The organism is Helicobacter cappadocius, assembly GCF_030688855.1.
Lineage (GTDB): Bacteria > Campylobacterota > Campylobacteria > Campylobacterales > Helicobacteraceae > Helicobacter_J > Helicobacter_J cappadocius.
In genome coordinates this window covers 115633-139267 of sequence record NZ_JAUYZK010000001.1, presented here as the reverse complement: position 1 = coordinate 139267, position 23635 = coordinate 115633, and the positions used below count along the sequence as shown (strand labels likewise).

At 32.9% G+C, this 23635-nt stretch carries 26 protein-coding genes; 22 read left to right on the top strand and 4 right to left on the bottom strand.

The features are described 5' to 3' along the window. Nucleotides 1-152: 152 nt before the first annotated feature. From Q5I06_RS00665 to Q5I06_RS00560, 22 genes are all read left to right on the top strand, one after another. Nucleotides 153-1700 carry a class I SAM-dependent methyltransferase gene (locus Q5I06_RS00665; protein ID WP_305516273.1) on the top strand — a complete coding sequence of 516 codons (1548 nt, stop codon included), beginning with the start codon at nucleotides 153-155 and terminating at the stop codon, nucleotides 1698-1700. 478 nt (nucleotides 1701-2178) lie between these two features. Then, nucleotides 2179-3288, top strand: coding sequence for a pyridoxal-phosphate-dependent aminotransferase family protein (locus Q5I06_RS00660; protein WP_305516272.1), 1110 nt, complete (start codon nucleotides 2179-2181; stop codon nucleotides 3286-3288). Between the two features lie 8 nt (nucleotides 3289-3296). Next, a complete protein-coding gene (locus Q5I06_RS00655) occupies nucleotides 3297-3758 on the top strand; it encodes a phosphoribosyltransferase (protein ID WP_305516271.1) in 462 nt (153 codons plus the stop codon). Further along, on the top strand, nucleotides 3752-5074 hold the full coding sequence (rimO, locus tag Q5I06_RS00650; protein ID WP_305516405.1) for a 30S ribosomal protein S12 methylthiotransferase RimO: 1323 nt from the start codon (nucleotides 3752-3754) through the stop codon (nucleotides 5072-5074). Before Q5I06_RS00655 ends, rimO begins: the two co-directional genes overlap by 7 nt. Before the next feature lie 3 nt (nucleotides 5075-5077). Further along, nucleotides 5078-6109: a tRNA lysidine(34) synthetase TilS gene (gene tilS / locus Q5I06_RS00645; protein WP_305516270.1), complete on the top strand. Its 1032-nt coding sequence runs from the start codon at nucleotides 5078-5080 to the stop codon at nucleotides 6107-6109. Nucleotides 6110-6220: 111 nt separating this feature from the next. Further along, nucleotides 6221-7687 carry a cytochrome-c oxidase, cbb3-type subunit I gene (gene ccoN, locus Q5I06_RS00640; protein ID WP_305516269.1) on the top strand — a complete coding sequence of 489 codons (1467 nt, stop codon included), beginning with the start codon at nucleotides 6221-6223 and terminating at the stop codon, nucleotides 7685-7687. A 14-nt stretch (nucleotides 7688-7701) separates the two neighbouring features. Then, nucleotides 7702-8385, top strand: a complete 684-nt coding sequence (gene ccoO / locus Q5I06_RS00635; RefSeq protein WP_305516268.1) for a cytochrome-c oxidase, cbb3-type subunit II — start codon at nucleotides 7702-7704, stop codon at nucleotides 8383-8385. Between the two features lie 10 nt (nucleotides 8386-8395). Further along, complete coding sequence (locus Q5I06_RS00630) at nucleotides 8396-8605, top strand: cytochrome c oxidase, cbb3-type, CcoQ subunit (protein ID WP_305516267.1); 210 nt, start codon at nucleotides 8396-8398, stop codon at nucleotides 8603-8605. Between the two features lie 10 nt (nucleotides 8606-8615). Continuing rightward, a complete protein-coding gene (ccoP, locus tag Q5I06_RS00625) occupies nucleotides 8616-9530 on the top strand; it encodes a cytochrome-c oxidase, cbb3-type subunit III (protein WP_305516266.1) in 915 nt (304 codons plus the stop codon). Between the two features lie 10 nt (nucleotides 9531-9540). Then, the gene (locus tag Q5I06_RS00620; RefSeq protein ID WP_305516265.1) at nucleotides 9541-9741 is read left to right on the top strand and encodes a DUF4006 family protein; all 201 of its coding nucleotides are present in this window, start codon (nucleotides 9541-9543) and stop codon (nucleotides 9739-9741) included. 124 nt (nucleotides 9742-9865) lie between these two features. Next, nucleotides 9866-10462, top strand: a complete 597-nt coding sequence (locus Q5I06_RS00615) for a hypothetical protein (RefSeq protein ID WP_305516264.1) — start codon at nucleotides 9866-9868, stop codon at nucleotides 10460-10462. A gap of 41 nt (nucleotides 10463-10503) precedes the next feature. Next, complete coding sequence (locus Q5I06_RS00610) at nucleotides 10504-11175, top strand: hypothetical protein (protein ID WP_305516263.1); 672 nt, start codon at nucleotides 10504-10506, stop codon at nucleotides 11173-11175. Beyond that, on the top strand, nucleotides 11156-11476 hold the full coding sequence (locus Q5I06_RS00605; RefSeq protein ID WP_305516262.1) for a hypothetical protein: 321 nt from the start codon (nucleotides 11156-11158) through the stop codon (nucleotides 11474-11476). The genes Q5I06_RS00610 and Q5I06_RS00605 overlap by 20 nt, the downstream gene beginning before the upstream one ends. Next, on the top strand, nucleotides 11463-11960 hold the full coding sequence (locus tag Q5I06_RS00600) for a hypothetical protein (protein ID WP_305516261.1): 498 nt from the start codon (nucleotides 11463-11465) through the stop codon (nucleotides 11958-11960). The genes Q5I06_RS00605 and Q5I06_RS00600 overlap by 14 nt, the downstream gene beginning before the upstream one ends. A gap of 43 nt (nucleotides 11961-12003) precedes the next feature. Then, entirely contained in the window at nucleotides 12004-12384 is a 381-nt protein-coding gene (locus Q5I06_RS00595) for a hypothetical protein (protein WP_305516260.1), read from the top strand. Nucleotides 12385-12459: 75 nt separating this feature from the next. After that, complete coding sequence (locus Q5I06_RS00590) at nucleotides 12460-13728, top strand: hypothetical protein (RefSeq protein ID WP_305516259.1); 1269 nt, start codon at nucleotides 12460-12462, stop codon at nucleotides 13726-13728. Beyond that, complete coding sequence (locus tag Q5I06_RS00585) at nucleotides 13718-14275, top strand: hypothetical protein (protein ID WP_305516258.1); 558 nt, start codon at nucleotides 13718-13720, stop codon at nucleotides 14273-14275. Before Q5I06_RS00590 ends, Q5I06_RS00585 begins: the two co-directional genes overlap by 11 nt. Further along, nucleotides 14263-14652, top strand: coding sequence for a hypothetical protein (locus tag Q5I06_RS00580; protein WP_305516257.1), 390 nt, complete (start codon nucleotides 14263-14265; stop codon nucleotides 14650-14652). The genes Q5I06_RS00585 and Q5I06_RS00580 overlap by 13 nt, the downstream gene beginning before the upstream one ends. Beyond that, the gene (gene mshL, locus Q5I06_RS00575) at nucleotides 14652-16151 is read left to right on the top strand and encodes a pilus (MSHA type) biogenesis protein MshL (protein ID WP_305516256.1); all 1500 of its coding nucleotides are present in this window, start codon (nucleotides 14652-14654) and stop codon (nucleotides 16149-16151) included. The genes Q5I06_RS00580 and mshL overlap by 1 nt, the downstream gene beginning before the upstream one ends. Next, nucleotides 16148-16723, top strand: a complete 576-nt coding sequence (locus Q5I06_RS00570) for a hypothetical protein (protein WP_305516255.1) — start codon at nucleotides 16148-16150, stop codon at nucleotides 16721-16723. Before mshL ends, Q5I06_RS00570 begins: the two co-directional genes overlap by 4 nt. Then, nucleotides 16707-18308 (top strand): GspE/PulE family protein, encoded by a 1602-nt coding sequence (locus Q5I06_RS00565; RefSeq protein ID WP_305516254.1) that lies wholly within the window; start codon nucleotides 16707-16709, stop codon nucleotides 18306-18308. The genes Q5I06_RS00570 and Q5I06_RS00565 overlap by 17 nt, the downstream gene beginning before the upstream one ends. Beyond that, nucleotides 18308-19498 (top strand): type II secretion system F family protein, encoded by a 1191-nt coding sequence (locus Q5I06_RS00560; RefSeq protein ID WP_305516253.1) that lies wholly within the window; start codon nucleotides 18308-18310, stop codon nucleotides 19496-19498. The genes Q5I06_RS00565 and Q5I06_RS00560 overlap by 1 nt, the downstream gene beginning before the upstream one ends. A gap of 9 nt (nucleotides 19499-19507) precedes the next feature. Here Q5I06_RS00560 and Q5I06_RS00555 read toward each other — a convergent pair whose 3' ends face one another. Genes Q5I06_RS00555 through Q5I06_RS00540 form a run of 4 tightly spaced genes read right to left on the bottom strand, consistent with a single transcriptional unit; the run spans nucleotide 19508 to nucleotide 23634 of the window. Beyond that, nucleotides 19508-19843 carry a YnfA family protein gene (locus Q5I06_RS00555; protein WP_305516252.1) on the bottom strand — a complete coding sequence of 112 codons (336 nt, stop codon included), beginning with the start codon at nucleotides 19841-19843 and terminating at the stop codon, nucleotides 19508-19510. Continuing rightward, nucleotides 19844-21271: an Asp-tRNA(Asn)/Glu-tRNA(Gln) amidotransferase subunit GatB gene (gatB, locus tag Q5I06_RS00550; RefSeq protein ID WP_305516251.1), complete on the bottom strand. Its 1428-nt coding sequence runs from the start codon at nucleotides 21269-21271 to the stop codon at nucleotides 19844-19846. It abuts the gene before it with no gap. Then, the gene (locus Q5I06_RS00545) at nucleotides 21268-22587 is read right to left on the bottom strand and encodes a M16 family metallopeptidase (protein ID WP_305516250.1); all 1320 of its coding nucleotides are present in this window, start codon (nucleotides 22585-22587) and stop codon (nucleotides 21268-21270) included. Before Q5I06_RS00545 ends, gatB begins: the two co-directional genes overlap by 4 nt. Beyond that, a complete protein-coding gene (locus Q5I06_RS00540; protein WP_305516249.1) occupies nucleotides 22588-23634 on the bottom strand; it encodes a dehypoxanthine futalosine cyclase in 1047 nt (348 codons plus the stop codon). Between the last annotated feature and the right edge of the window lies 1 nt (nucleotide 23635).

Genomic DNA, 23635 nt, shown 5'->3' with positions numbered 1-23635 from the left:
TTAAACATTATTAAAATATTCTATTGATATATACAATATCTCTTATATACAGAATTCACAAGCAACTTTTAGATATTACCAAATAGAAATAAATTTTATATTAGATATCTATTTTTTACACTATAATAAAAGAAATAATATTGAGGTATAGAATGAACACAGATGGTTACAATATAGATGTTAATTATAGTTATGGCTATTATAGAGAACTTTCTCCACTTGCATTTAAGATTTCTTGTTTGATAAGAGGAATAAAACCCCCTAAAATTTCTTCAGCTTGTGAATTGGGATATGGAAATGGAATCAGTATCAATGTTCATTCGAGTGCCTCAAGCGTGAAGTGGTGGGGAACGGATTTTAATCCATCTCATGCAAATTTTGCGAACCAATTTGCATCTGTCGCTGAAAATGAATCAAAGATATATGAAGATTCTTTTTTGGATTTTTTGCATCAAAAAGATTTACCAGATTTTGATTTTATTGGACTTCATGGGATATATAGTTGGGTAGATAAAAAAAATAGAGGTTATTTATGTGACTTTATTGAGAGAAAATTAAGGGTTGGTGGAGGAGTTTATATTAGTTATAATGTTTTACCTGGATTTCTTGAACTGCTTCCTTTTAGAAATGTTTTAAAAAATTATGCGGATTTTATGCTTCCTGAGTCAAAAAGTACCATTTCTAAACTAAATGATAGTTTAGAATTTTTTGAACAACTTGCCAATGTAGACGCTACTTTTATTGCTAAAAATGAAGCATTAAAATCTCAAGTTCAACAGATGAAAGATTTGGATAGATCCTATCTTGCACACGAATTTATGAATAAAAGTTGGGAAATAATGGATTTTTTGCAGATTCATAAGGAATTATCAAGATCAAAAATTAATTTTGCTTTCCCAGCACATTTTAAATCAATGTGGCAGCATATGATTTATACCGATAGTCAAAAAAAGCTATTAGATGGCATAGATAATATTTATTTTCAAGAATATATCAAAGATTTAATCAATAATAATCGTTTTAGAAAAGACTATTGGATTAAAGGTGCTCAACCCTTAAGTGAAGCAGAACAAAAAAAGCTATTAGAAGAAATCAGAGTTGTTTTGATTGAACCTAGAGAAAAGATAGATTTTTCTTTTGAGCTTTCCGCAGCTGGAATAGGACAGACATTTAATTTGCAAAAAGAACTCTATGGAACTTTTTTGGATATTTTGAGTGATTATCAACCAAAAACGATTGCAGAGATTCAACAAAATGCAAATGGCAAACTTGATAATTTTAAACAAGTCATTGAAGTTGTCACGGTATTGGATATTAAAGGAGTGCTTCATTATGCACAACCAGATGAAGAAGTAAGTCTTGCTATCAACAAAACACATAGATTGAACTTTGAAATATTGCAAAAAGCCAAGTCAAAAGGAGAAATTTCTGTACTTGCAAGTGCTCTTTTGGGTGAAGGGATTCAAGTTAATCGACTCGAACAGTTAGCTTTACTATCCATTTTAGAGGGAAAAAAGACATCTAAAGAATATATTGAATTTATATGGGAAACACTAAAGTCTCAAAATCAAAAAATAATTAAAAAGGGTGAAGTTATAGAAAGCGAGGAAGATAATATTAAGGAAATCGAGGCATTAGTAAGAGATTTTGAAAAAAAACTTCCTATTTTGAAAAATCTTAAAATATTAAGAGGGATTTGAAAAAGGGTTTTACACATTTATAATTTATAGAGCTTGATCTAAATGCTAGGCTATAAGCTTATCTTCTAATCTCAATTTATTATTGTGAATACTGTATTCACAATAATCTCTCAAATGTTGGTTATTTATTTTTAATAATTATGATTTTATAATACTAAATTTTAATCCTTTATAGTTAATTAGAACCTCTCTTGCTAATCAAACCCTAAAAGAAGCTTCTCTTCTTCAGAACGAAGATAAAAAGAGCCATCAGTGTTTGATGCTTTTCTCAATATATCTATTAAAATTCAAGATGTAGCCAATAAAGGATTCAATCAAAGCCTCAAACAAAATCATTACTCTCTTTCATAGAGCTACTGATAAATTTACGCATCACAGCAATGAAAAATAAGAAGAAAAGACTACAACTACTGATTTATTATTTTCTAAAAGCCGTTGTTGTATAATATGATCAATTTTAAACCTTAGGAAGAACAAAATGTTGCTTTTCACTCCAGGTCCTACACCTATTCCAGAAGATATTCGCATTCAGATGGCAAAGCCTACCATACATCACAGAACTCCTGAGTTTGAAGAGTATTTTGCGAGTGCAAGAAGATCGTTGAGAGATCTTTTAAAAATGCCTGAGGTTTTGATGCTCTCAAGTAGTGGCACTGGTGCAATGGAAGCTTGTGTGAGGACATTTTGTGTAAGTAAGCTTTTGAGTGTCAATAGCGGTAAGTTTGGAGAGCGATTTGGAAAAATCGCAAAGGCATATAATATTCCAAATATAGAGATAAAGCACGATTGGGATACTCCTGTGGAAGTAGAAGAGATATTAGAGATTATAAAAAGTGATAGCGGTATTGATGCTATAGCAATACAGATTTGTGAATCTGCAGGAGGGTTGCGTCATCCGGTAGAGAAAATTGCCCAAGCTATCAAGGCTTATAATCCAGAGATTATTGTTATCGCAGATGCGATTACTGCAATGGGGGTAGAAGATATAGATACTCGTCATATTGATGCCCTTATTGGAGGAAGCCAAAAGGCATTTATGTTGCCACCGGGTATGAGTATCATCGGATTGAGTACAAAGGCAGTTGATTTGATTAATGCTAGAGATATTGGGTTTTATTTTAATCTCAAAACAGAGCTCAAAAATCAAATCGCCAATACTACCGCTTGGACTGCTCCTACTACCATCATTATTGGGCTTGTGAAATATTTTGAGATTGTTCAAGCACTTGGAGGAATCAGTGAGATTTATAGGCAAACGACAAAAAGAGCAATCGCTACGCAAAAAGCCCTACAATCTATTGGGCTTAAGATTTATCCTAAAAATCCTGCTTTGTCTATGACAACCATTATTGATGAGGCTAACGCTAGTAGTATTCGTAAGATTTTAAAAAGTGATTTTGATGTCAATATTGCCGGTGGACAAGATCATCTCAAAACTTCTATTTTTCGTATCAATCATATGGGAGTTATACCTGTAAATGAAGCTTTGTGGGTTGTAAATGCTATTGAATTAATCTTAGATAGATTAGGTGTTAGGAAGTTTGATGGAAGTGCGAATATTAGATTTTTAGAGTCTTATTATAGTTAGGAGAGGTAATGTATTATTCTTATGCTGATTTTTTAGAGGATTTAAAAGCTTTAAGGACAAAGGTTGAGAAAAACATTGGCATTCCTGATGCGATTGTTTGCATTGCTAGAGGGGGGATGGTAATGAGTCATATGCTTTCTTTGGCTTGGAATCTACGTTCTATATACACGCTCAATGCGATCTCCTATAGCGATCAAAATGTTCAGAGTTCTTTGATTATCGAGAATATGCCCAATATTAAGCCAGAACACAAAAAAATTTTAGTTGTTGATGAAATTGTTGATAGTGGAAAAAGTTTGGAAGAAATCCTGCAAAAATTAAGAAGCGGAAATCCACAAGCCGAATTTTACTCTGCTGTTATTTTTCAAAGAACGAATGCAAAAATATTTGCTGATTTTTATGTCAAACCCCCCTCATTAGAGTGGATTGATTTCTTTTGGGAAGTAGATATGTTGGAGAAACGATCTTGAGTAGAAAATTGCATTTGATTTCATTAGGTTGTACTAAAAATTTAGTAGATTCTGAAGTGATGTTAGGGAGATTGGCAGATTATGAAATAATCGATACTCCCGAGTTTGCTGATGTTATCATTGTGAATACGTGTGGGTTTATCCAGTCAGCAAAAGAAGAAAGCATACAAACAATCCTGAATGCTGCCTCTGCTCGTAAAGAGGGTGCTTTATTGGTTGCTAGTGGTTGTCTCACCCAACGCTACAAAGAAGAGCTTAAAGAGCTTATCCCTGAAATTGATATTATTGCAGGGGTGGGGGATTTTGATAGGATTGATGAGATGTTACATTCTAAAAACAATCAACTAACCCCATCAGTCTTTCTAGCTGATGAGTCTAACAAAAGAGTGATTACAGGATCTAATATCCACGCTTATATCAAAATTTCTGAAGGATGTAATCAAAACTGTAGTTTTTGTGCCATTCCTAGTTTTAAGGGAAAATTACAAAGCCGAAATGTCGATTCTGTTCTCAGAGAGATTGAAAATCTGAGCTCTCAAGGTTATCGTGATTTTACTTTTATTGCACAGGATTCTAGCTCGTATCTAAGAGATAAAAAAAACAATCAAGGACTCATAGAGCTTATTGAATCCATTGATGCACAAAATCTCGCTCAAACTGCACGGATATTGTATCTTTATCCTTCAAGCACAAGCTTAGAACTTATCAAAAAAATCAAGGATTCTAAAATCTTTCAAAATTATTTTGATATGCCTATCCAACATATCAGCGATGCAATGCTCAAGCGAATGAAGCGCGGAGCAAATAAGCAAAAACATATTGAGTTATTAAGAGCAATGAGGGATATTGAAGGAAGTTTTGTAAGAAGTACCATTATTGTAGGACATCCAGGCGAGAGCGAAGAAGAATTTCAAGAATTGTGTGATTTTTTAGAAAATTTTATTTTTGATAGACTTAATATTTTTGCATTTTCTGCTGAAGAGGGGACATCAGCTTACAATATGGAAGATAAAATTCCTTCTAGAATTATCAACAAAAGAATCAATATTATCAACAAAATCATCAATTCCCAACAGAAAAAAATCAAACATCAAATGTTGCATCAACCCCATCAGGTTATTTTGGAAGGTAAAAGTCAGATTAGTGAATATTTTTATAGTGCTAGAGATGTGAAATGGGCACCTGAGGTTGATGGAGAGATACTTATTAATGATAGTGATTTAGATGATATGGTTTTGAAACCAGGCTATTATCAAGCAGTTTTGAGTGAGCTTAAAGACGGTTTTTTATTTGGAAAAGTGATGAGTAAAATTTAAACAATGGAGCTGTACTTTCTTGATGTACTTAAAAAGGCTAAAAATCTTTTGGCTTTTTCAGGGGGAGTAGATTCTGTGGCTATGTTCTTTTCCCTGCAGAAAGCAGGAATTGAATTTGATATAGCGATTGTAAATTATGGCACTAGAGATACTTGCGATGAAGAGAGTGATTATGCACAAAGTTTATGTCAAACATATAATAAAAAGTGTTTTATATTCAAAGCACCAGCAATAAGATCTAATTTTGAATCTCAAGCGAGAAGAATAAGGTATGATTTTTTTGAAGATGTGATTGCTAAAAATGGTTATGATAATTTGATTTTAGCCCATCATCTTAATGATAAATTAGAATGGTTTTTGATGCAACTCACAAAGGGTTCGGGGCTGAATACGATTTTAGGATTTCAAGCAATAGAACAAAGGGAAGGCTATCAAATTATAAGACCTTTTATAAATACTACAAAAATGGAGATTTATAAATATTGCTCTAACTATAAATTCTATGAAGATTCAACCAACACAGACAATGGTTATAAACGCAATAAATTCCGGCATTTTTATGCCAATGATTTGATAGAAAAATATGCTAAGGGCATCACTAAATCTTTTGAATATCTGGAGGAGGAAAAAAAACTCCTGTATGAAGATTCTGAGGTTTTTTACTTAGGCAAAATTGCTTATTTTCAAAAGTCTTTTTTACATCAAAATCTCTATCAGATTGACAAAATTATGAAAAAGATGGGATATGTGCTTTCAGCCTCGCAGAGAGGAGAAATTTCAAAGAGAAATTTTTCTTGCGAGATTGCAGGTAGGTATATCATAGATAATAATAAAAATTATATATTTGTTTCAAAAATATACACTCATGATTTGATATTGCCCAAAAAATTCAAAGATATTGCCCGTAAAAACGCTATTCCTAAGCGAATCAGAATGGAAATTTACAGCCATATGCAGAGCGAAAATATACCATTTAATGATATGAATTATTACTTGGAGGGTAAATTTATCCAATCATCAAGGCATTGTCAATAATCTATTTATATTTTGTTGCTATTTGATTTTTTTTAAGGTGCAAATTAAGTTAAAAGGTTAAAATTAAAAGGTTGGTTCTAAACTAATAGGACAAAGCAAAAAGGAGAATAGATGCAAAATAGTGCTACTTTGGAGTATGACTACTCTATTGCCAAGTTGTTTTTGTATTCAACGATGGCATTTGGGTTTATAGGTATGCTAATTGGTGTTGTATTGGCATTTGAATTGGCATTTCCGGATTTGAACTATATCGCGGGAGAATATGGGATTTTTGGTAGATTGAGACCTCTTCACACCAATGGTGTTATTTATGGTTTTACATTGAGTGGAATATGGGCGGCTTGGTATTATTTGGGACAGAGGGTTCTTAAGATCACCTATCATCAACACCCATTTTTAAAATTTATAGGCTACTTGCATTTTTGGCTTTATATCGTGCTACTTATATTGGCTGTTATAAGTCTTTTAGCTGGTCTTACTCAATCTAAAGAATATGCTGAACTTATCTGGCCTTTAGATATTCTAGTAGTCGTAGTGTGGGTACTTTGGGGCGTGAGCATGTTCGGGAGTATGGGTGTGAGAAGAGAAAAAACCATTTATATTTCTTTGTGGTATTTTATCGCTACATTTACTGCTATATCCGTGCTTTATATATTTAACAACCTCGCTATTCCAACTTATTTTGTTGCAGGTATGGGGAGTTTTTGGCATTCTATATCAATGTATGCAGGTAGTAATGATGCGATGATTCAGTGGTGGTGGGGACATAACGCAGTTGCATTTGTTTTGACTTCTGGAATCATCGGTATTATTTATTATTTTTTACCAAAAGAATCAGGTCAGCCCATCTTTTCTTATAAACTAACATTATTTTCATTTTGGAGTTTGATGTTTGTTTATATTTGGGCTGGTGGTCACCATGTTATTTATTCAACCGTTCCTGATTGGGTTCAAACTCTTGGATCTGTATTTTCTGTTATTTTGATATTGCCTTCTTGGGGAACAGCTATCAATATGCTTTTGACAATGAGAGGTCAGTGGCATCAACTTAAGGAATCTCCATTGATTAAATTCCTCGTTCTGGCCTCTACATTCTATATGTTGGCAACTCTTGAAGGTCCTATTCAAGCTATCAAATCTGTAAATGCTTTGGCACACTTTACTGATTGGATTATTGGACATGTTCATGACGGTGTTTTGGGCTGGGTAGGATTTACTATTATCGCAGCTTGTTATCATATGCTTCCTAGAATGTATAAAAGAGAGATTTATTCCAAAAAAATTATGGATATTCAATTTTGGATTATGACCATTGGTATTGTGCTTTATTTTTCTAGTATGTGGATAGCTGGTATCACTCAAGGAATGATGTGGAGAGATGTGGATCAATATGGAAATCTTACTTATCAATTCATTGATACCGTAAAAGAATTACATCCTTATTATTTGATAAGAAGTATTGGAGGTACGATGTATTTGTTAGGATTTATTATGTTTATTTATAACGTTGTGATGACTATCACTGCATCAAAAGAGCTAGATCGTGAGCCAAATTATGCCTCACCTATGGCTTCTTGATAAGGGGGTAAATTATGTTTAGTTGGTTAGAAAAAAATCCATTCTTTTTTACGGTGGCGTTTTTGCTGGTATTTTCTGTAGCTGGATTGGTAGAGATTTTGCCTGATTTTATGAAATCTTCAAGACCTATAGAAGGTTTGCAACCTTATACCGTGTTGCAGACTGCAGGAAGACAAGTTTATATTTCTGAAGGATGTTACAATTGTCATTCACAGCTTATTAGACCTTTTCAGTCAGAGACTGATAGATATGGAGCTTATAGCCTTAGTGGTGAATATGCTTATGACAGACCTTTTTTATGGGGTTCTAAACGAACAGGACCTGATCTCCATAGAGTGGGCGATAGTAGGACAACAGATTGGCACGAAAATCATATGTGGCAGCCTACGAGCGTAGTTCCGGGTTCTATTATGCCTGCATATCATTATCTCTTTAAAAAAGATGTGGATTTTGATACAGCTTATGCTGAAGCTTATACACAAAAAGTTGTATTTGGAGTTCCTTATGATACTGAAAATGGTGTTCCTTTGGGCAATATTACTCAAGCAAAAGAAGAGTTTATGAAAGAAGCAGGTGATATTGTAAGTCATATGAAAAACCAACAAGTCAAAGAAGCTTATGAAAAAGGTGAAGTCAAAGAAATCGTTGCACTTATAGCCTATCTCAATAGTCTTGGTCAGTCCAGGATAAAAAAATAAGGAGAATGTGATGAATCTCGAATCTCTTGAGTCTATAAGGGCTATTGCATATTTTGTGGCTACTATTTTGCTTGTAATATTTTTATATACATATATCGTAAGTATGTATGTCAAACAAAAAAAGGGTATTGTAGATTATGAGAGATATGCAGATTTAGCACTTAAAGATAACTTGGATGATGAATTGATAGAGCCAAGGGAAAACAAACAAAACAATTAAAGGAGACATTATGGGATGGTTAAGCGATAATGTAAATTTATTTGCATTAATTGCCGCGATAGTTATTTTGGTATTAACCATATTTATCGCTGGTTCGTTGATAAAGAAAATGCGTGACTCAAAGGCTGAAGGTGAGCTAACAGATCATAAATGGGATGGGATTGCAGAATTTAAAAACAATCTTCCTGTTGGATGGGCTGTGTGCTTTTTAGCTTTGATTGTTTGGGGTTTTTGGTATATATTTGTGGGGTATCCTTTGAATTCTTATTCTCAGATTGGGGATTATAATCAACAGGTTGATGCTCATAACAAAAAGTTTGAAGAAAAATGGCAAAATCTAGATAATACCGATCTTGTGCAAATGGGTGAAGGTATATTTTTGGTTCAGTGTTCTCAGTGTCATGGCATTGATGCTGAAGGAATGCATGGGAAGGCTCAAAATCTTCATCGATGGGGCAAGGAAGAAGGCATTATTTACACCATTGAGCATGGAAGTGCAGGATTGGGATATATGGCAGGAGATATGCCATCTTTTGAAGGAGCTATTAGCAAAGAAGATGCAAAAGCTATAGCTGTTTATGTGATGAATGTACTCTCTGATAAGAAGAAAAATATCAATGACATTAAAGATTCTGATAAAAAATTAGCCATTCAAGATGAAATTAAAAAAGGCAAAAAAGCGTTTGATGATAATTGTGCGAGTTGTCATGGACCTGATGGTAGCGGAAATGCCAATGGAATCGATGGATTTGCGGCTGATTTGAGAAAATATGGAACTTTTGATTTTGTTAAAAATGTTTTAGAACACGGCAAAAAAGGAAATATAGGCGAAATGCCTTCTTTTGCGTATCGAAATTTTACAGATACACAGATAAAGGCAATTGCTGCTTATATAGGTTCTTTGCAACCTTTAAGTGATGAGTAAGGAGTAAATGATGAATGGACTATTTGGAATCAATGGATTATTAGGGTATATAGTCGCTGTTCTTTTGGTTGTAGGCTTAGCCGTTGGACTTGGTTATGCGGCAGTAAATGTTCAAAAATCTCAAGCTACCAACTATTATAAAATTGACAATCAAGCCAGTATTAAGATGAAAAGCAAAGAAAATGTCAATCATTACAAAATAGAGCAATAAGGAGTAAATGATGAAATTCACAGGACTTGAAAAAATCTTAGCCTTTTTTATTGTTTTAACCATTATTATGGCAATCGTCATTCCTTTTGTCCCAAATTTATTTTTATTCTTGGTATAGCAACAAGTGAAAATATTTTGGCTCGTCTGTTTTTTACTTTTCCCTCTTATGGGGGAAGTCTTTGTTCTAGATAATCAGGGTGGTCTTTTTGTTCCAAAATCAGTAGATTTTGTCAATAAGCTTTCCACTGAAATAAAGCATAAAACGGGCTTTTCTCTGTATGTAGATGTGGTTGATACGGTTGAACTTTCTACAAAAAAAGATAGGATGGAATATCAAGATCATATTCTCTCAAAACTAACTCCTCCTTATAGTGTTATATTCTTTTTTGCCAAGTCAAAAAAAGTTGATATAGTTTTAAGTGATGATGCTAGATCTACTTTTGATACTGAAAAAATGTTTTTTGAATATATGGCTCCTCTTTTACCCGACCCCAAGAAAGATTCTGAATTTACCCCTAATTCTATCTCTGCAGCTATTTTGAATGTGTATTCGATTATTGCTGATAAAATCAGCGATAAATATGGCATAAAATTTGATGAAAATTTTCCCAAAGATGAATCTAGAGAGATAGTACATTATATCATATGGGCAATGTTGATTGCCTTGATTGGTTTGTTTGCGTGGGCTTATTTTTTTGGTAGCACAAAGAAAAAAACTTGAAGTTTTGCTTTTTGTGTTAAAATTCATTCATTGAGGAAAAAATGAAAAAGAAACTTAATTTATGGCCTTTTGGTATTTTGGCAGTGATTGTTATTGGTGTGGTTTTATTGGTGAGACTTGTGGTTTTGTCTTCTGGGCATCCAGATCTTGAAGAAATTGCTTATGGTGGAAAAAAATATCAACAGGTTGAAAAAGATATTAACCCAATCATAAAGAATACTAAAGCGTTTCAGGCTCAATATTCTATCTACATAGATGTAAATCAAAAGCCTCTAGCTAGATTGGAAAATCAGCCACTAATGAATTATGAAATAAAAGGGAATGGTTCAAGACTTGCTGATGAAAAGAAAAATCAAAAAGCACAGTTATTTACTGATAAGCCCAATAAAATCTATGTAGATTTTGTTCCAAAAGCGGTATCAAAGTCTTCTAAAAATTCTACATCTGGGGACTTCTCATCTTCTCCTATTTCAAATATAAGAACAATAGTTTTTTTGCAACGTTATTATGCTAAAGAAAAAATGGATATAGGGGAGTTGGAGTGTGATAAAATGAGTTGTGTGAGCAGGGATTTTAATCTCACACTCTCAAAAGATTCTAAGCAGATTTTGGAGGGTAGATGGCGTGTGAGTTTAGAAATATCATATAATCAAGATGGAGTGGATAAAACAATCACTCTGGAAAAAGAGTTCTTTGCAGCAAAACATCCATAAAGCCTATGTTACTATTGAATTGTTGATGGCTATTGTTATTTTAGGTATAGGATTTAATTTATTTTATAAGATTTATCAGCAAAGAATCAAAAATAATGTCTTTAATCAGAGCCCTTTGTATCAAGCACAAGAACTGATGGAAGAAGCTATTATCTCAAAAACCAATGCAAATGATTTTTCAATAGAGTCGAAAAATGGGTATATTTATAAAGGGGTTTTGATACAATCACCTACAATAGGTATAACCTATCAGTATTTTATTCCTAATATTATCTTAGAGAAAACAAATGATAATCTATGATAGGGCATCTACAGGAATTCGTGGTGCTTTTGTTTTGGTCGAGATTGTGCTTGGTCTTATGGTATTGGGAGTGGTTTTGATCTTGAGTGCAAAAATACTTTTTTACATCCAAGAAGACAATATAAAGCATTCACGTGCTCTAAGTCTTGAGTTGCAAATGAACAATACTCTTGATGCACTAGAGGCTTATCTTTTGGAAGCGTCAAAAAACTCTATCAGTTATGGCAAAAATTTTATGTCTTGGGATAGTGATTTTTTGGATTCAAAACCCTCTTTGAAAGATACCTTAGGATCTTCACTTAAAACTTCTCACACATTAACTTTGAATCAAAATTCTTTGTATTTTGATGGATTTTTGATGCTTGATGGAGTAGATGAGTTTGAAATTATGCGGATGGATAATATATTTAAAATCAGATTGTGTACAAAGCCAAAGAAAAAAACATTGTGTAGATACAAATTTATTCGATTGCTTTATTTTTGAAGAAATGAAATTATTCAAGAAATTTTTTTATTCAAGAGGTTTTTTGAAATATTCAAAGGCACAAGGACTTTTTTATGCTTTGATGGTTTTGTTGGCAGTTGCTTATATTTCTACGGCTTCACTAAGAATGCAAGGAGTACGTATAGATGCTATGAGTAATTCACATTTAAAGTATCAGTCATCCCTTTATGTTCAAAGTATTTTAGAAATGGCAAAATTATGTCTAAAGACTTTGACCAAAGAACAATGTGATAATGATGAGTTTATATTTGATAAAGAATATAAGGGAGGATACAATCTTTTTGACATAGATGATGGCTATGAGATACATATTTATATACAAGCTATAAATCTCCGAACATCACAAGTCCAAAGGACATTGGCTAGAACGTATTTACTTACAGAGAAAAAACCAGATTTGTAAAATATATATTTTTAAGTAAAAAATTGAAATAATACTGAATTGATTTTATTATAAGGTATTATCATAATGATTCCTATGAATAAAAAAAGTAATATTATTTATCTAGAAAAACAAACTAACTTATATTTTGATATTGACTTAAATCCTGCGAAAATTTCTAAAAATGATGTCTTTATCACCGACATAAAGGCTAGAGAGCTTTTAAAATATCAGTTAAATATCAAAAAAACTGACTTATTTAAAGTCTCAAATATAAGAGACTATTTATATGCTAAATGTATTCAAGAAGGTTTTTTTCAACCACAAAAAGACTATATTTTTAGTTATATTGTAGAAGAAAAGTCCTTAGAGTTTATCTATCATATCTATGCAAAAAATCAAGAAATTAGATATGAGAAAAATACCATCAAACACGACTTAGATATTCCAGTTAGTTTTTTTATTCCTGATATTTTTTTGCCTATGGCTTTGGAAGATAAATATAGGGAATCGAGCCTATTTTTATTTGAAGATAGTCTTGTTTTTTATTATCAAGGTAATTTTGTTTATCATACTTTTATTGTCGGACAAGAAGATATTGATAGGGCATTGCATTATATTCAAACGATCTATTCAAAAATATCTCTACTTGTTTGCAATGGAAGTAAGAATTTTGAGGCAGATATTCCGATATATTCCTTGAGCGAAATTACCAAAAGTTCTCACCCATTGCCATATCTTTGTTTTGAATATTTTCAAAAACAAAAAAGTCAAGATTTGCCAATTTTGCACTGCTTGGATAATCATCCTCTAAAAGGAAGTAAAACATTTTCAATGCTAATAAAGATTGCTTGTTTTGTTGGATTGATGTTATTGTTGCCATTGGGCAAAATAGGTTATGGAATTTATCTCAATCATCAAATTAAATCCCTCCAATTACAAAACAATCAAATTCTCCAATCCATAAATACTTCTAGTAAAAATAATACGACTGTTTTTGAGCAAACAAAAGCTCAAAATCAATTACAAAATCATCTCCATTCTTTGCAAAAAATCCAGACTTCCTATACCCCACGTTATAATATAATTGCAGAGATATCCAAACGTTTGGCAGGGAAAGATATCTTTGTAAAAAAATTTTATTTCACAAGCGATATTGTGGAAAATATTCAGGTTTTAGAGCTTGATATTGCTAGTAAGTCAGAACAAGATCTTGTTGATTTTATGCAGGACTTGAGCAATACTCCTTTGATTTTAGTGAACACAAAATCCCCCCTTCAAAATGAAAAAATATATAGCAATGGAATTTTTAAAAACAATCAAGCACTTATGACAAAGATTGTGTGGATTTCAAATGTTCTATAGTTTTTTGAAATACTTAGATGCATTTCTTGATGCACGGACAAAAAAAGAACTTTATTTGATTTTGATTAGTGCGATTGGAGTTATGTTTTGTATCGTTTATCTTTGTATCATTCCACCTAGCGCTGATTTTTTGAATAATAAAAAAAACGCTTATGAACAAGCAAAATTTATTTTTTCTCAAAATGTCCAACGTCTTAAAAAAATATCTCCTAGTGCATCTCAAGAAGATATTGTTAGTAAAACTCAAGCCCTACAAAAAAATCTTTTTGTATTCAAACAGGCTTCAAAAACAGACTACGATATACTCGGTATTATTACAAGACTTACTCAAGATCTAAAACTAGATATTGTCTCTGATATGATCTTAGAGGATAAGAATATTGTATTTACAATAAATGGAAAATTTGAAGATATTGTCGAATTTATTCGTCTTATTGAAGAGCATTACTTTGTTTTTATTCAAGACCTTGAGCTCAAACCCAACAATGAAAGGATTGATTGCACCCTTCATCTAGCAAATTTAGGAACTTTATTGTGGAATCTTTAAGAAATATTTTTATTTTGTGTTTGATCGGTGTTTCTGCTGGATCGGGAGAAGAGTTTGAGCTTCCTGCTATTGTGATTGTGCCACAAAAAATACAGAATTTTTTTAGTCCAAATATCACTCAAAAAATTTTCTTAGAAATGATATTCAACAAAAAGGCAAAGATTAATGGAAAGTGGTATAAAAAGGGTGATTATTTTCTAAAATATAAAATATCTGAGATAGCTAACGATTTGGTTGTGATTAAAAGCTCTAATGATGTTTTGCGATTATATATTAACCCCAAAAAATCTAATCTCTTTAAAGTGCAATCCGCTAGAAATAAAAACAGCAGAGCATTATTTAGTATAAATAAAAATCCTATTATAAAAGGGGAGTGATGAAAAAAATCTTATTTTTAGGACTTTTATTGTCATTTTCATCGGCCTTAGATTTATGTAATGATAAGGAATTTAGCCTTTCTACACATCAAGATATGTCTGCTCAAGAGATTATTGAAGAGGTTGCTAATGAATGTTCATTCAGTATTGTTTATGGAGATTCGCAAATCAAAGAACTTTTAAAAAATCAAAAACTTATTTTAAATATAAAATCTCAAAAATTAGAAGCACTTCTGAATATTCTCTCTGATAGCGTAGATGTAGGCTATCAAATTAAAGATGGCTATATCAAATTTCAAAGATTTCTCACCAAAACTTTTCATATAGACTATGTTGCCACCTCTCGAGTAGGTTCTAGCAATACAGATGTGATTTTTTCACAAGATACACAGAATTTTTATCAAAATCAATTCTATGGAAATTCAGACTTTCAAGATGACGCACACCAAAAAGCACTCTCTATAGGCACAGATCAAACCAAGCTCAATATCGGGAGAAGTGGAACTAAAATCTATTCTATTGATGAGTTGAATTTTTGGGGAGAGCTTGAGAGTGAGCTTTTTGCGATTACCTATCGGTTTGTAGATTCTAATCAACCTGTCAAAAATAATAAAAAATCTATCATTATTAACAAGGGTGCAGGATTGGTCACCATAACTGCTACTCCTTCTCAAATCAAACGTGTAGGAGAATATATTCATTCTTTGAATGAAAAGATACAAGCTCAGGTTCTTATTGATGTCAATATTTTGACTGTTTCTCACAATAATATTGATACAGCAGGTGTAAATTGGGCAGAAATATACAATCTAGGCATAAAATCAGAAGGCGAGAATCTTCTTTCATTAACTCAAAATGGTCTTACTTATGGCGTAAATATTTTTCCTCAAGAACTCACTATAGGAAAGATTTTGCAATTTCTAAAAACCTATGGCAAGGTTAGTTCTGTTTCAAATCCAAAAGTTTTGACCATCAATAATCAACCCGCCATTATTTCTGTGGGTAATGTATTGAGATATTCACAAAATCTGGTTTATCAAAATAGCACTAATACTGCAGTCGTTCAAAATACTGGCGAACAATTCCCTACGGTGTTTTCAGGTGTGCTTTTAGATGTTACCCCTTCTATTTCAAAAGACTATGTGATTTTAAAAATCAATCCATCTATCACAAGTGCAAAAGATGCAACAATAGAAAACCAACCCAATGCCTTAAAATCACCCCCAAATTTATCTACTAATCAACTCTCTTCTATTGTAAAACTCCAAAATAATCAAAAAATCATTCTGGGAGGACTTATTCATAAAACTCACTCTGTAGTTGAAAAAAAGCTCCCTATTTTAGGATCGATACCTATACTAAAATATCTTTTTTCATATAAAAAACAACTCAAACAAACGCAAGAAATGGTGATTATTATTACGCCAAGAATCATCTCATCTATTTCTCCAGATATGCAAGATCTGGGATATGATTCTTTTCAGAAGGATAAAAAATGAAAACCCCTATTTTTAAGGACAAAATACAAATCTTTACAAATAAGCTTCATCAGATATATATAAAAATAGGATTGATTAGGTTGATCGCATTTATGCTTATAGGTGTAGAAATAATTCTAATTTTCCATGACGTTTATTGTAGTGGATATACAAAAGGGTATGATAAGGGCTATACAAAAGCGTATGAACAGGTCACAACACAAAGTAATGCGAAAATACAAAAGCTATCACAATCACTCAGTATACTTGAGGGGTTGTATTCCAATCTCTCAAAAGGTGTGTTGCCATTGATGGAGAAACCAGAACTTTATATACCAAAATTAGAAGGCACTCTAAGTTATGCTCACGCTATTGATATTGCACAATCTTACTATGACAAACAATCTTACAAGAGTGCTATGGTTTGGGCATATAGAGCAAACCAAATTAATCCAAAAGATATTAAAAGTTGGGAAATTTATACGAAAAGTTTGGAAAAAATAGGTACGGATGAAGAAATAAAGAAAGCTCAATATCTGATGCAGCAAATCAAAAATTATTTTTCTAAGAGGACAGATGAAAAAGGATTTTGAAGATTTTTTGAAAACTCGTGGGATTTCACAGAATGATTGTTCTTTTGATATGAAATCAAAGATGCTAATAGATTATATTCGTAGTTGTGAAAAATCTTTTGAAGAGACATTGATAGAGTTTCCAGAATGCTATGAAGGTATTTTAAAAGCTTCAAATATGAGATTCATTGCTTTAGAAAATTATATTAGTGATGAAAAATCTTGCTCACTTATTTCTTATGAAGTGGCTTTTAAGCTTAAAACATTTGCCTATTGTGTAGATACACAAAAAATAACCCTTATTACCCTAGAGCCATTTAATGCTAAAAATATTGAATTGCTCAAAGAACTCATCAAAAACAAGTATCCTATTTGTGAGATTGAGTTCGCACTCACGGGATTAAAAGATTTTTATGCTCATTTGGAAAATCTAAAAATCCAAGAACAGATACATCGTCAGATTCATTACAATCATCAAGAAGACGGAATTTCTAATCTTTATACCCTTATCATAGAAAATGCTATTTTTCAAAAAGCAAGTGATATACATTTAGAACCCAAAGCTTCTTATGGTAGTTTTAAAATACGTCAAGATGGGAAAATAAAAGAGATTGCTCGAATTCATACAGAATTTTTTGATGCTCTTTGTAATAAAATCAAACTTGAATCCAAGCTTGATATCAGTGAAAAACGTTTGCCTCAAGATGGTCGTTATAGTTTTTTGGTTAATAATGTTAATTATGATCTTAGGATATCCTGTATGCCTACACAATATGGAGAAAGCATTGTAATAAGAATATTAGATACACGTACAGATGTAATTAGCCTAGATTATCTCAATCTCACGCCTAGTAATCTTAAAACCATTAAAAAAATATTACACGCCCCTTGTGGTATTATTCTGATAACTGGACCAACTGGAAGTGGCAAGAGTACCACCTTGTATGCTATGTTGGAGGCTTTGAAATCAAATGACAAAAAGCTCATTACCATTGAAGATCCTATTGAATATCAAATCAATCTCGCCACACAGATTCAGATAAATCCTGATTATGGTTTTGGTTTTTCAGAAGCACTCAAGGCGATTTTGCGTCAAGATCCAGATATTATTATGGTGGGTGAGATTCGAGATCAAAAAACTTTTCAACTTGCATTACAGGCTTCGCTAACTGGGCATTTGGTCTTATCTACTATACATACAAATGATAGCATAAGCACTATTGATAGGTTGCTTAATATGGGAGTTGAACCTTATTTGCTTAGTTCAAGTCTTATTGGTGTTATTTCACAAAGACTTGCACGAAAACTGTGTCCAAAATGCAGAAAGGTATCTAGCCAATTTGATTCTTCTTTAAAAAATATTGAAAAGTCCTATTTTTCTAGCGGTTGCAAGGAGTGTAATATGCAGGGAGTTTTGGGTAGAGAAGCATTGATGGAGGTATTAGAAATCACTCCTGAGTTAAAAAAAATGATTAATAAAAACCATTTAGAGATACCCTTTTATTTAAAAGAGATTGGTTTTAGAACGATGTTTGATGATGGCATGAGCAAAGCTGCAGAAGGTGTTATTGGTGTTGAAGAAATCTATCGTTTGACAAGAGTATAATGAAGTTCAAAATATCAGGAATCAGGAATTCCAAACATATCAATAAAACAATCAAAGCAGATACCATAAAACGAGCCCATCACAAGGCACAAACTTTGGGCATAATGCCTATTGAAATCACCCCTATAGAATCTTTTTGTATCAAATCACTTTTCTCCTACGATCAAGAACTTCTTTTGAGTTTTCAGCAGATATCTTTTATGTTTAAGAGTGCTATTGCTATTGATGAAATCATCCAGCAGTGTATAATGAGTTCTTCTCATCCGAAAATAAAATCAATGTATGAAGATATTCTCAAATCTTTACTTCAAGGTAGTTCTTTAAGCAGTGCATTTTCGAAGTTCAGTTTTATTATAGGAGATTTAAGGGTTGCAATGATAGGGATAGGGGAAAGTAGCGGAAATCTTTCAGAGGTTTTTGAGATTTTAGCACAGGAAATAACACAAAAACAAAAAGAACTTATAGAATTTAAAAAGAAACTTTTTTATCCTTGCCTTGTATTTATTTGCACATTTTTAGCTTTTGGATTTTTGAATGCTAGAGTTTTGCCTGAATTTGTAAAACTTTTTGAAGAAATGTCCGTTCAGCTTCCATTTTGCACAAAAGCTCTGATTTTTAGTGGTGAGTTTTTTTCAAAATGGGGTATTCCTGTATTATTCTTGATGATAGGTATGGGTTTTTTTGTGAAAAAACTCCCTAGAAAATCCAAAGTTTTCAGGGAAAAATCTCATCAATATTTTTTAAAAGTTCCTATTTTGGGGAAAATACTTTTGCATAGAGATCTATATCGGTATTTTTTAGGGTTTTATTTTTGTGAAAAAGCTGGACTTGACATCAAATTATCTTTAAAAAATGCTCATTCTTCTGTAAATAATGTATTTTTAAAGACAAAATTTGAACAAGTAGGGGTTTGGATTGAAAAAGGAGAGAGTCTTAGTAGTGCTCTTTGCAAGATAGGGATTATTGATACTATGGTGCAGGGACTTATTGTTTCAGGAGAGAGAAGTGGAAATTTAGAAAAAATACTCCAAATGGCTCACAGGCATTATGAGCATTTATATAGTCAAAGCTTAGAAAGCTTTAGCAGATGGTTAGAACCATTGATGAGTGTTTTTGTTGGATTGCTTGTTCTGTGGTTTGCCTTAGGCATACTGATGCCGATGTGGAATTTAAATAGTGCAGTTTTGTAAAAGATTTCTCTAATTAAGATTTCTTGGGGCATACATCATTATAGATGCACCAATTATAGCGATAAAAGCCCCGATAATATCATATTTATCTGGTTTAAATCCATCAAGAAAAAATGCCCATAGAAGAGAGAATGCGATAAATATTCCACCGTAAGCAGCATAAACTCTTCCAAAACTTTGCACTTGAAGAGTGGCTAGTATTCCATAAATGATCAATGCTATCGCACCTAGTATGCCTACCCATAATGGCTTATTTTCTTTTATGCACAACCATATCAAATACCCACCGCCCACTTCAAAAACACAGGCGAGTATAAAAATAAAAAGGGACTTTAAGATAAGCATTTAACCGAGTTTTTCTTTTAATAGTTCATTTACGCGAGTAGGATTAGCTCCTTTGGAGTTTTTCATCACTTGACCGACAAAAAATCCAAATAGTTTATCTTTTCCGCTTTTGTATTCAGCAATTTTTTCAGGATTTTCATCAAGTACAGCTTGAATAATCTGGATGATTGCATTATCATCATTGACTTGTTCTAGACCTAGAGATTGTATGAGTTTATCTACATCCGCGTCTTTTTGTTCAATAAGAACATCTAATATTTCTTTACCACCCTTGCCACTGATTTTGCCTTCATCAATGCGTTTTACTAGCAAACTAAGTGTAGATGAGCTAATGCCACAATTATGGAGAGTTGCTTCACCTTTAAGACGTCCTAATAACTCTACACTAAGCCAAGTAACGCTACCTTTTGCACTAGCTCCTTGTGCTATCATTTCCTCAAAATAAGTTGCCATTTCCAAATCACTCGTGAGCACTTCTGCATCATTTTCTTTGATGCCTAATTCATTGACATAACGTGCTCTTTTTTCATCAGGAAGTTCAGCTATGATTCTACCTTCTTTAAATAGTTCTTCATCAATATATACAGGCAAAAGATCAGGATCTGGAAAATAACGGTAATCAGCAGATTCTTCTTTTCCTCGCATTGATCTTGTGATACCTTTTTCGGTGTCAAATAATCTAGTTTCTTGTTTAACCTCTTGCTCGTATTTTCCTTCTTCCCACGCATCAATTTGACGCTGCACCTCATATTCAATAGCTTTGTGAATAAATCTAAAGCTATTGAGGTTCTTTATTTCTACTCGCGTGTAGAGTTTTTCATCACCTTTTGGTCTGATGGAAACATTGGCATCGCATCGAAAACTCCCTTCTTGCATATTTGCATCAGAGATTCCAATGAATCGTACAATAGAATGAAGTTTTTTTAAATACGCTATTGCTTCATCGCTGTTACGCATATCAGGTTCAGACACTATTTCCAATAAGGGAGTACAGGCACGGTTGAGATCGACCTTGGAATAATCCCCTTCATGGATATTTTTTCCTGCATCTTCTTCCATATGAGCTCTGGTGACACCAATATTTCGTTTTTGATTATTAACTTCTATTTCTATGCTACCTTTACCTACGATAGGTATCTCAAACTGAGATATTTGATAGGCTTTTGGCAAATCAGGATAAAAGTAATTTTTTCTTGCAAAGATTGAATTTTGATTGATTTGTGCATTGATAGCAGTTCCAAACTGAATAGCTTTTTTGACCACTTCGCGATTTAGTACTGGCAAAGCACCAGGAAGTCCTAGACAGGTTGGACAAACATTTGTATTGGGAGCTTCACCAAAACTTGTAGCACAAGAGCAAAATATTTTGGTTGCAGTGTTTAGCTGAACATGAACTTCAAGCCCAATAACGGTTTCAAAATCGCTCATTTCTTATCCTTTTGGCTTTTTTGAGTGACGATGGAGAAAGTGAGATTTTTGATTTCTGTATGAGATTTGATATAGCTATTGAGTTCATCTAGTGTTAGATTTTTGATTTGATTGAGTTGGATTTTTTCAAAATCAAGCGGTAATCCCAAATAAAAATTGAAAAATTTTGTATAGAGTCTTTGAGAGAGAGTTTCATTTCTAAGTGGTTCAGATCCTAAGAGGAAACTTTTTGCACTATCAAGCTCTTCTTGAGTAGCTCCATTTTTGATAAAGTCATCTACGACTTTTTTGACTAACTCTATACTTTCTTTTTGATTTTCTATTTTGGTTTGTAAATATCCTGTGGTGTAATTGGCAATATTGCTTGTAGCGATTCTCAAATATGCTGAATACGCTAGTCCTCTTTTGACTCTAATCTCTTCCATCAGTCTTGAGCCAAATCCACTAGAACCCAATATAAAACTCATCACTTTTGCCTTATAAGCCTCTGTTTTTAGGTCATTTAAACTAAAAGGACTACCAAAATAAATATAAGCTTGTTGCGTATCTTTGTAGATGGTTTTTTCTTGAGATTTATCATTGGCCTCATAGTGATGGGTTTGTGCTTTTTCACCTACTTCCAATGTAGATAAGACGGGTTTCAGAAGTGCGAGTGTTTTATCTATATCCATATCTCCACCTAAGATGATGATAAGTCTTTTTAGGGTTAGATTTTCTTTAAGGTATTTTTTGACATCATCTAAAGAGATATTTTGAATGCTTTTAATAGTTCCTAGTGCAGGATTTGCTAGAGGTGTATTTTTGAACAAAAGACTTGATAAATTCACACTAGCGATATAATCAAAGTCATTTTGTTTATTTAGCAGTGCAGAAGTGATTTGGGTGCGAACTTTTTTGAGGGCATTTTCTGTGAGATTTGGAGATTTCAATAGATCGCTCATCAGATTGATAGCTGTATTTTGCTCATCTTTGAGATAATCTAGTTCAAAATTAAGCGTTTCTAATCCGGTGCGAACATTGAGATTAATTGCTTTTTGCTCTAGCAAATCAGCAAACTTTGTTACCCCAAGTTCTTTTGTCCCTTCATTTAGGATGCTTGAAGCTATTTTTGAAAGCCCAATTTTATTTCCATCATTCACATTTCCGCCACCTATAAATACGAGTTGAACAAATCCTGTAGGCAATAGATTGGATTGTTCATAAACAACAGGAATTTTGACATTTTTTATATCATAAAACTTAATGGCATCTTTTGGCGTACTCGCATTCATTTGAACTCCTAAAAATAATAATAAAACAAGAACTAGATTTTTCATTCAATACCTTTTGAGGATTTCATAAGCAGTGTTTCTTTTTGCAGGATATTCACCAATATCTCTGATGAGTTTTATCATCTGCTCTTCGTTCATACAATGACTTGCTCCTGCAGCGGCCACTACATTTTCTTCCATCATTGTGCTACCCAAGTCATTTGCACCAAAAAGCAATGCAAGTTGGCCAATATGAGAACCTTGAGTAACCCAAGAGCTTTGGATATTTTTGACATTATCTAAGTACAATCTAGCACAGGCTAGTAATCTTAAATAACGATTGCTAGAAGCTTTTTTAATATCTGGAAGTTCTTTTTGAAGAGGAGTATTATTAGGTTGAAAACTCCAAAGAATGAAGGCTCGAAATCCACCAGTTTCATCTTGAAGTTTGCGTACTCTATCAAAATGTTCCACCACATCTTCGTCTGTATCCACGCTTCCAAACATCATCGTTGCCGTACTTTTAATATCAAGCTTGTGGGCTTGTCTATGCACTTCTATCCATTCATCAGAATCTAGCTTTTTTGGAGCGATAATATCACGTACTCTATCACTCAGTATTTCTGCCCCAGCACCTGGAATAGAGCTAAGACCCGCAGCTTTTAAGCGAGTGAGAACTTCAGGAATGCTCAGTTTAGATATTTGAGAAATATAGTTGATTTCAATAGCAGAAAAGCCATGAATTGTGATTTCAGGATATTTTTTGGCAATATGAGAGACCAAATCTTCATAATAGTCAATTTTGAGTTTTGGATGAACGCCACCTTGAAAGAGAATTTGTGTGCCTCCAATCGCGATAAGTTCATCGATTTTCTGATCGATTTCTTCAAAGCTTAGTATATATTCACCTTCTTCATTCAAACGTCTTTTGAAAGCACAAAATTTACAATCGACCCAACAAATATTGGTGTAATTGATATTGCGATCGACGATGAAAGTCGTGATTTTGTCAGGGTGAAGCTCTTGTTTTTTGCGGTTCGCCATCTCGCCTAGTTCTTTAAGTGAAGCATTTTTCATCATATCTAGTATTTGTTCATTAGATATTCGTTCCATA

Coding starts and splice junctions, on each gene's coding strand:
- Q5I06_RS00540 (WP_305516249.1), bottom strand. CDS start 23,634: ATGGAACGAATATCTAATGAACAAATACTAGATATGATGAAAAATGCT.
- Q5I06_RS00600 (WP_305516261.1), top strand. CDS start 11,463: ATGATAATCTATGATAGGGCATCTACAGGAATTCGTGGTGCTTTTGTT.
- Q5I06_RS00630 (WP_305516267.1), top strand. CDS start 8,396: ATGAATCTCGAATCTCTTGAGTCTATAAGGGCTATTGCATATTTTGTG.
- ccoN (WP_305516269.1), top strand. CDS start 6,221: ATGCAAAATAGTGCTACTTTGGAGTATGACTACTCTATTGCCAAGTTG.
- ccoP (WP_305516266.1), top strand. CDS start 8,616: ATGGGATGGTTAAGCGATAATGTAAATTTATTTGCATTAATTGCCGCG.
- Q5I06_RS00560 (WP_305516253.1), top strand. CDS start 18,308: ATGAAGTTCAAAATATCAGGAATCAGGAATTCCAAACATATCAATAAA.
- Q5I06_RS00660 (WP_305516272.1), top strand. CDS start 2,179: ATGTTGCTTTTCACTCCAGGTCCTACACCTATTCCAGAAGATATTCGC.
- Q5I06_RS00565 (WP_305516254.1), top strand. CDS start 16,707: ATGAAAAAGGATTTTGAAGATTTTTTGAAAACTCGTGGGATTTCACAG.
- Q5I06_RS00590 (WP_305516259.1), top strand. CDS start 12,460: ATGAATAAAAAAAGTAATATTATTTATCTAGAAAAACAAACTAACTTA.
- Q5I06_RS00620 (WP_305516265.1), top strand. CDS start 9,541: ATGAATGGACTATTTGGAATCAATGGATTATTAGGGTATATAGTCGCT.
- Q5I06_RS00610 (WP_305516263.1), top strand. CDS start 10,504: ATGAAAAAGAAACTTAATTTATGGCCTTTTGGTATTTTGGCAGTGATT.
- Q5I06_RS00570 (WP_305516255.1), top strand. CDS start 16,148: ATGAAAACCCCTATTTTTAAGGACAAAATACAAATCTTTACAAATAAG.
- Q5I06_RS00555 (WP_305516252.1), bottom strand. CDS start 19,843: ATGCTTATCTTAAAGTCCCTTTTTATTTTTATACTCGCCTGTGTTTTT.
- tilS (WP_305516270.1), top strand. CDS start 5,078: ATGGAGCTGTACTTTCTTGATGTACTTAAAAAGGCTAAAAATCTTTTG.
- Q5I06_RS00655 (WP_305516271.1), top strand. CDS start 3,297: ATGTATTATTCTTATGCTGATTTTTTAGAGGATTTAAAAGCTTTAAGG.
- Q5I06_RS00665 (WP_305516273.1), top strand. CDS start 153: ATGAACACAGATGGTTACAATATAGATGTTAATTATAGTTATGGCTAT.
- Q5I06_RS00585 (WP_305516258.1), top strand. CDS start 13,718: ATGTTCTATAGTTTTTTGAAATACTTAGATGCATTTCTTGATGCACGG.
- gatB (WP_305516251.1), bottom strand. CDS start 21,271: ATGAGCGATTTTGAAACCGTTATTGGGCTTGAAGTTCATGTTCAGCTA.
- Q5I06_RS00545 (WP_305516250.1), bottom strand. CDS start 22,587: ATGAAAAATCTAGTTCTTGTTTTATTATTATTTTTAGGAGTTCAAATG.
- mshL (WP_305516256.1), top strand. CDS start 14,652: ATGAAAAAAATCTTATTTTTAGGACTTTTATTGTCATTTTCATCGGCC.
- ccoO (WP_305516268.1), top strand. CDS start 7,702: ATGTTTAGTTGGTTAGAAAAAAATCCATTCTTTTTTACGGTGGCGTTT.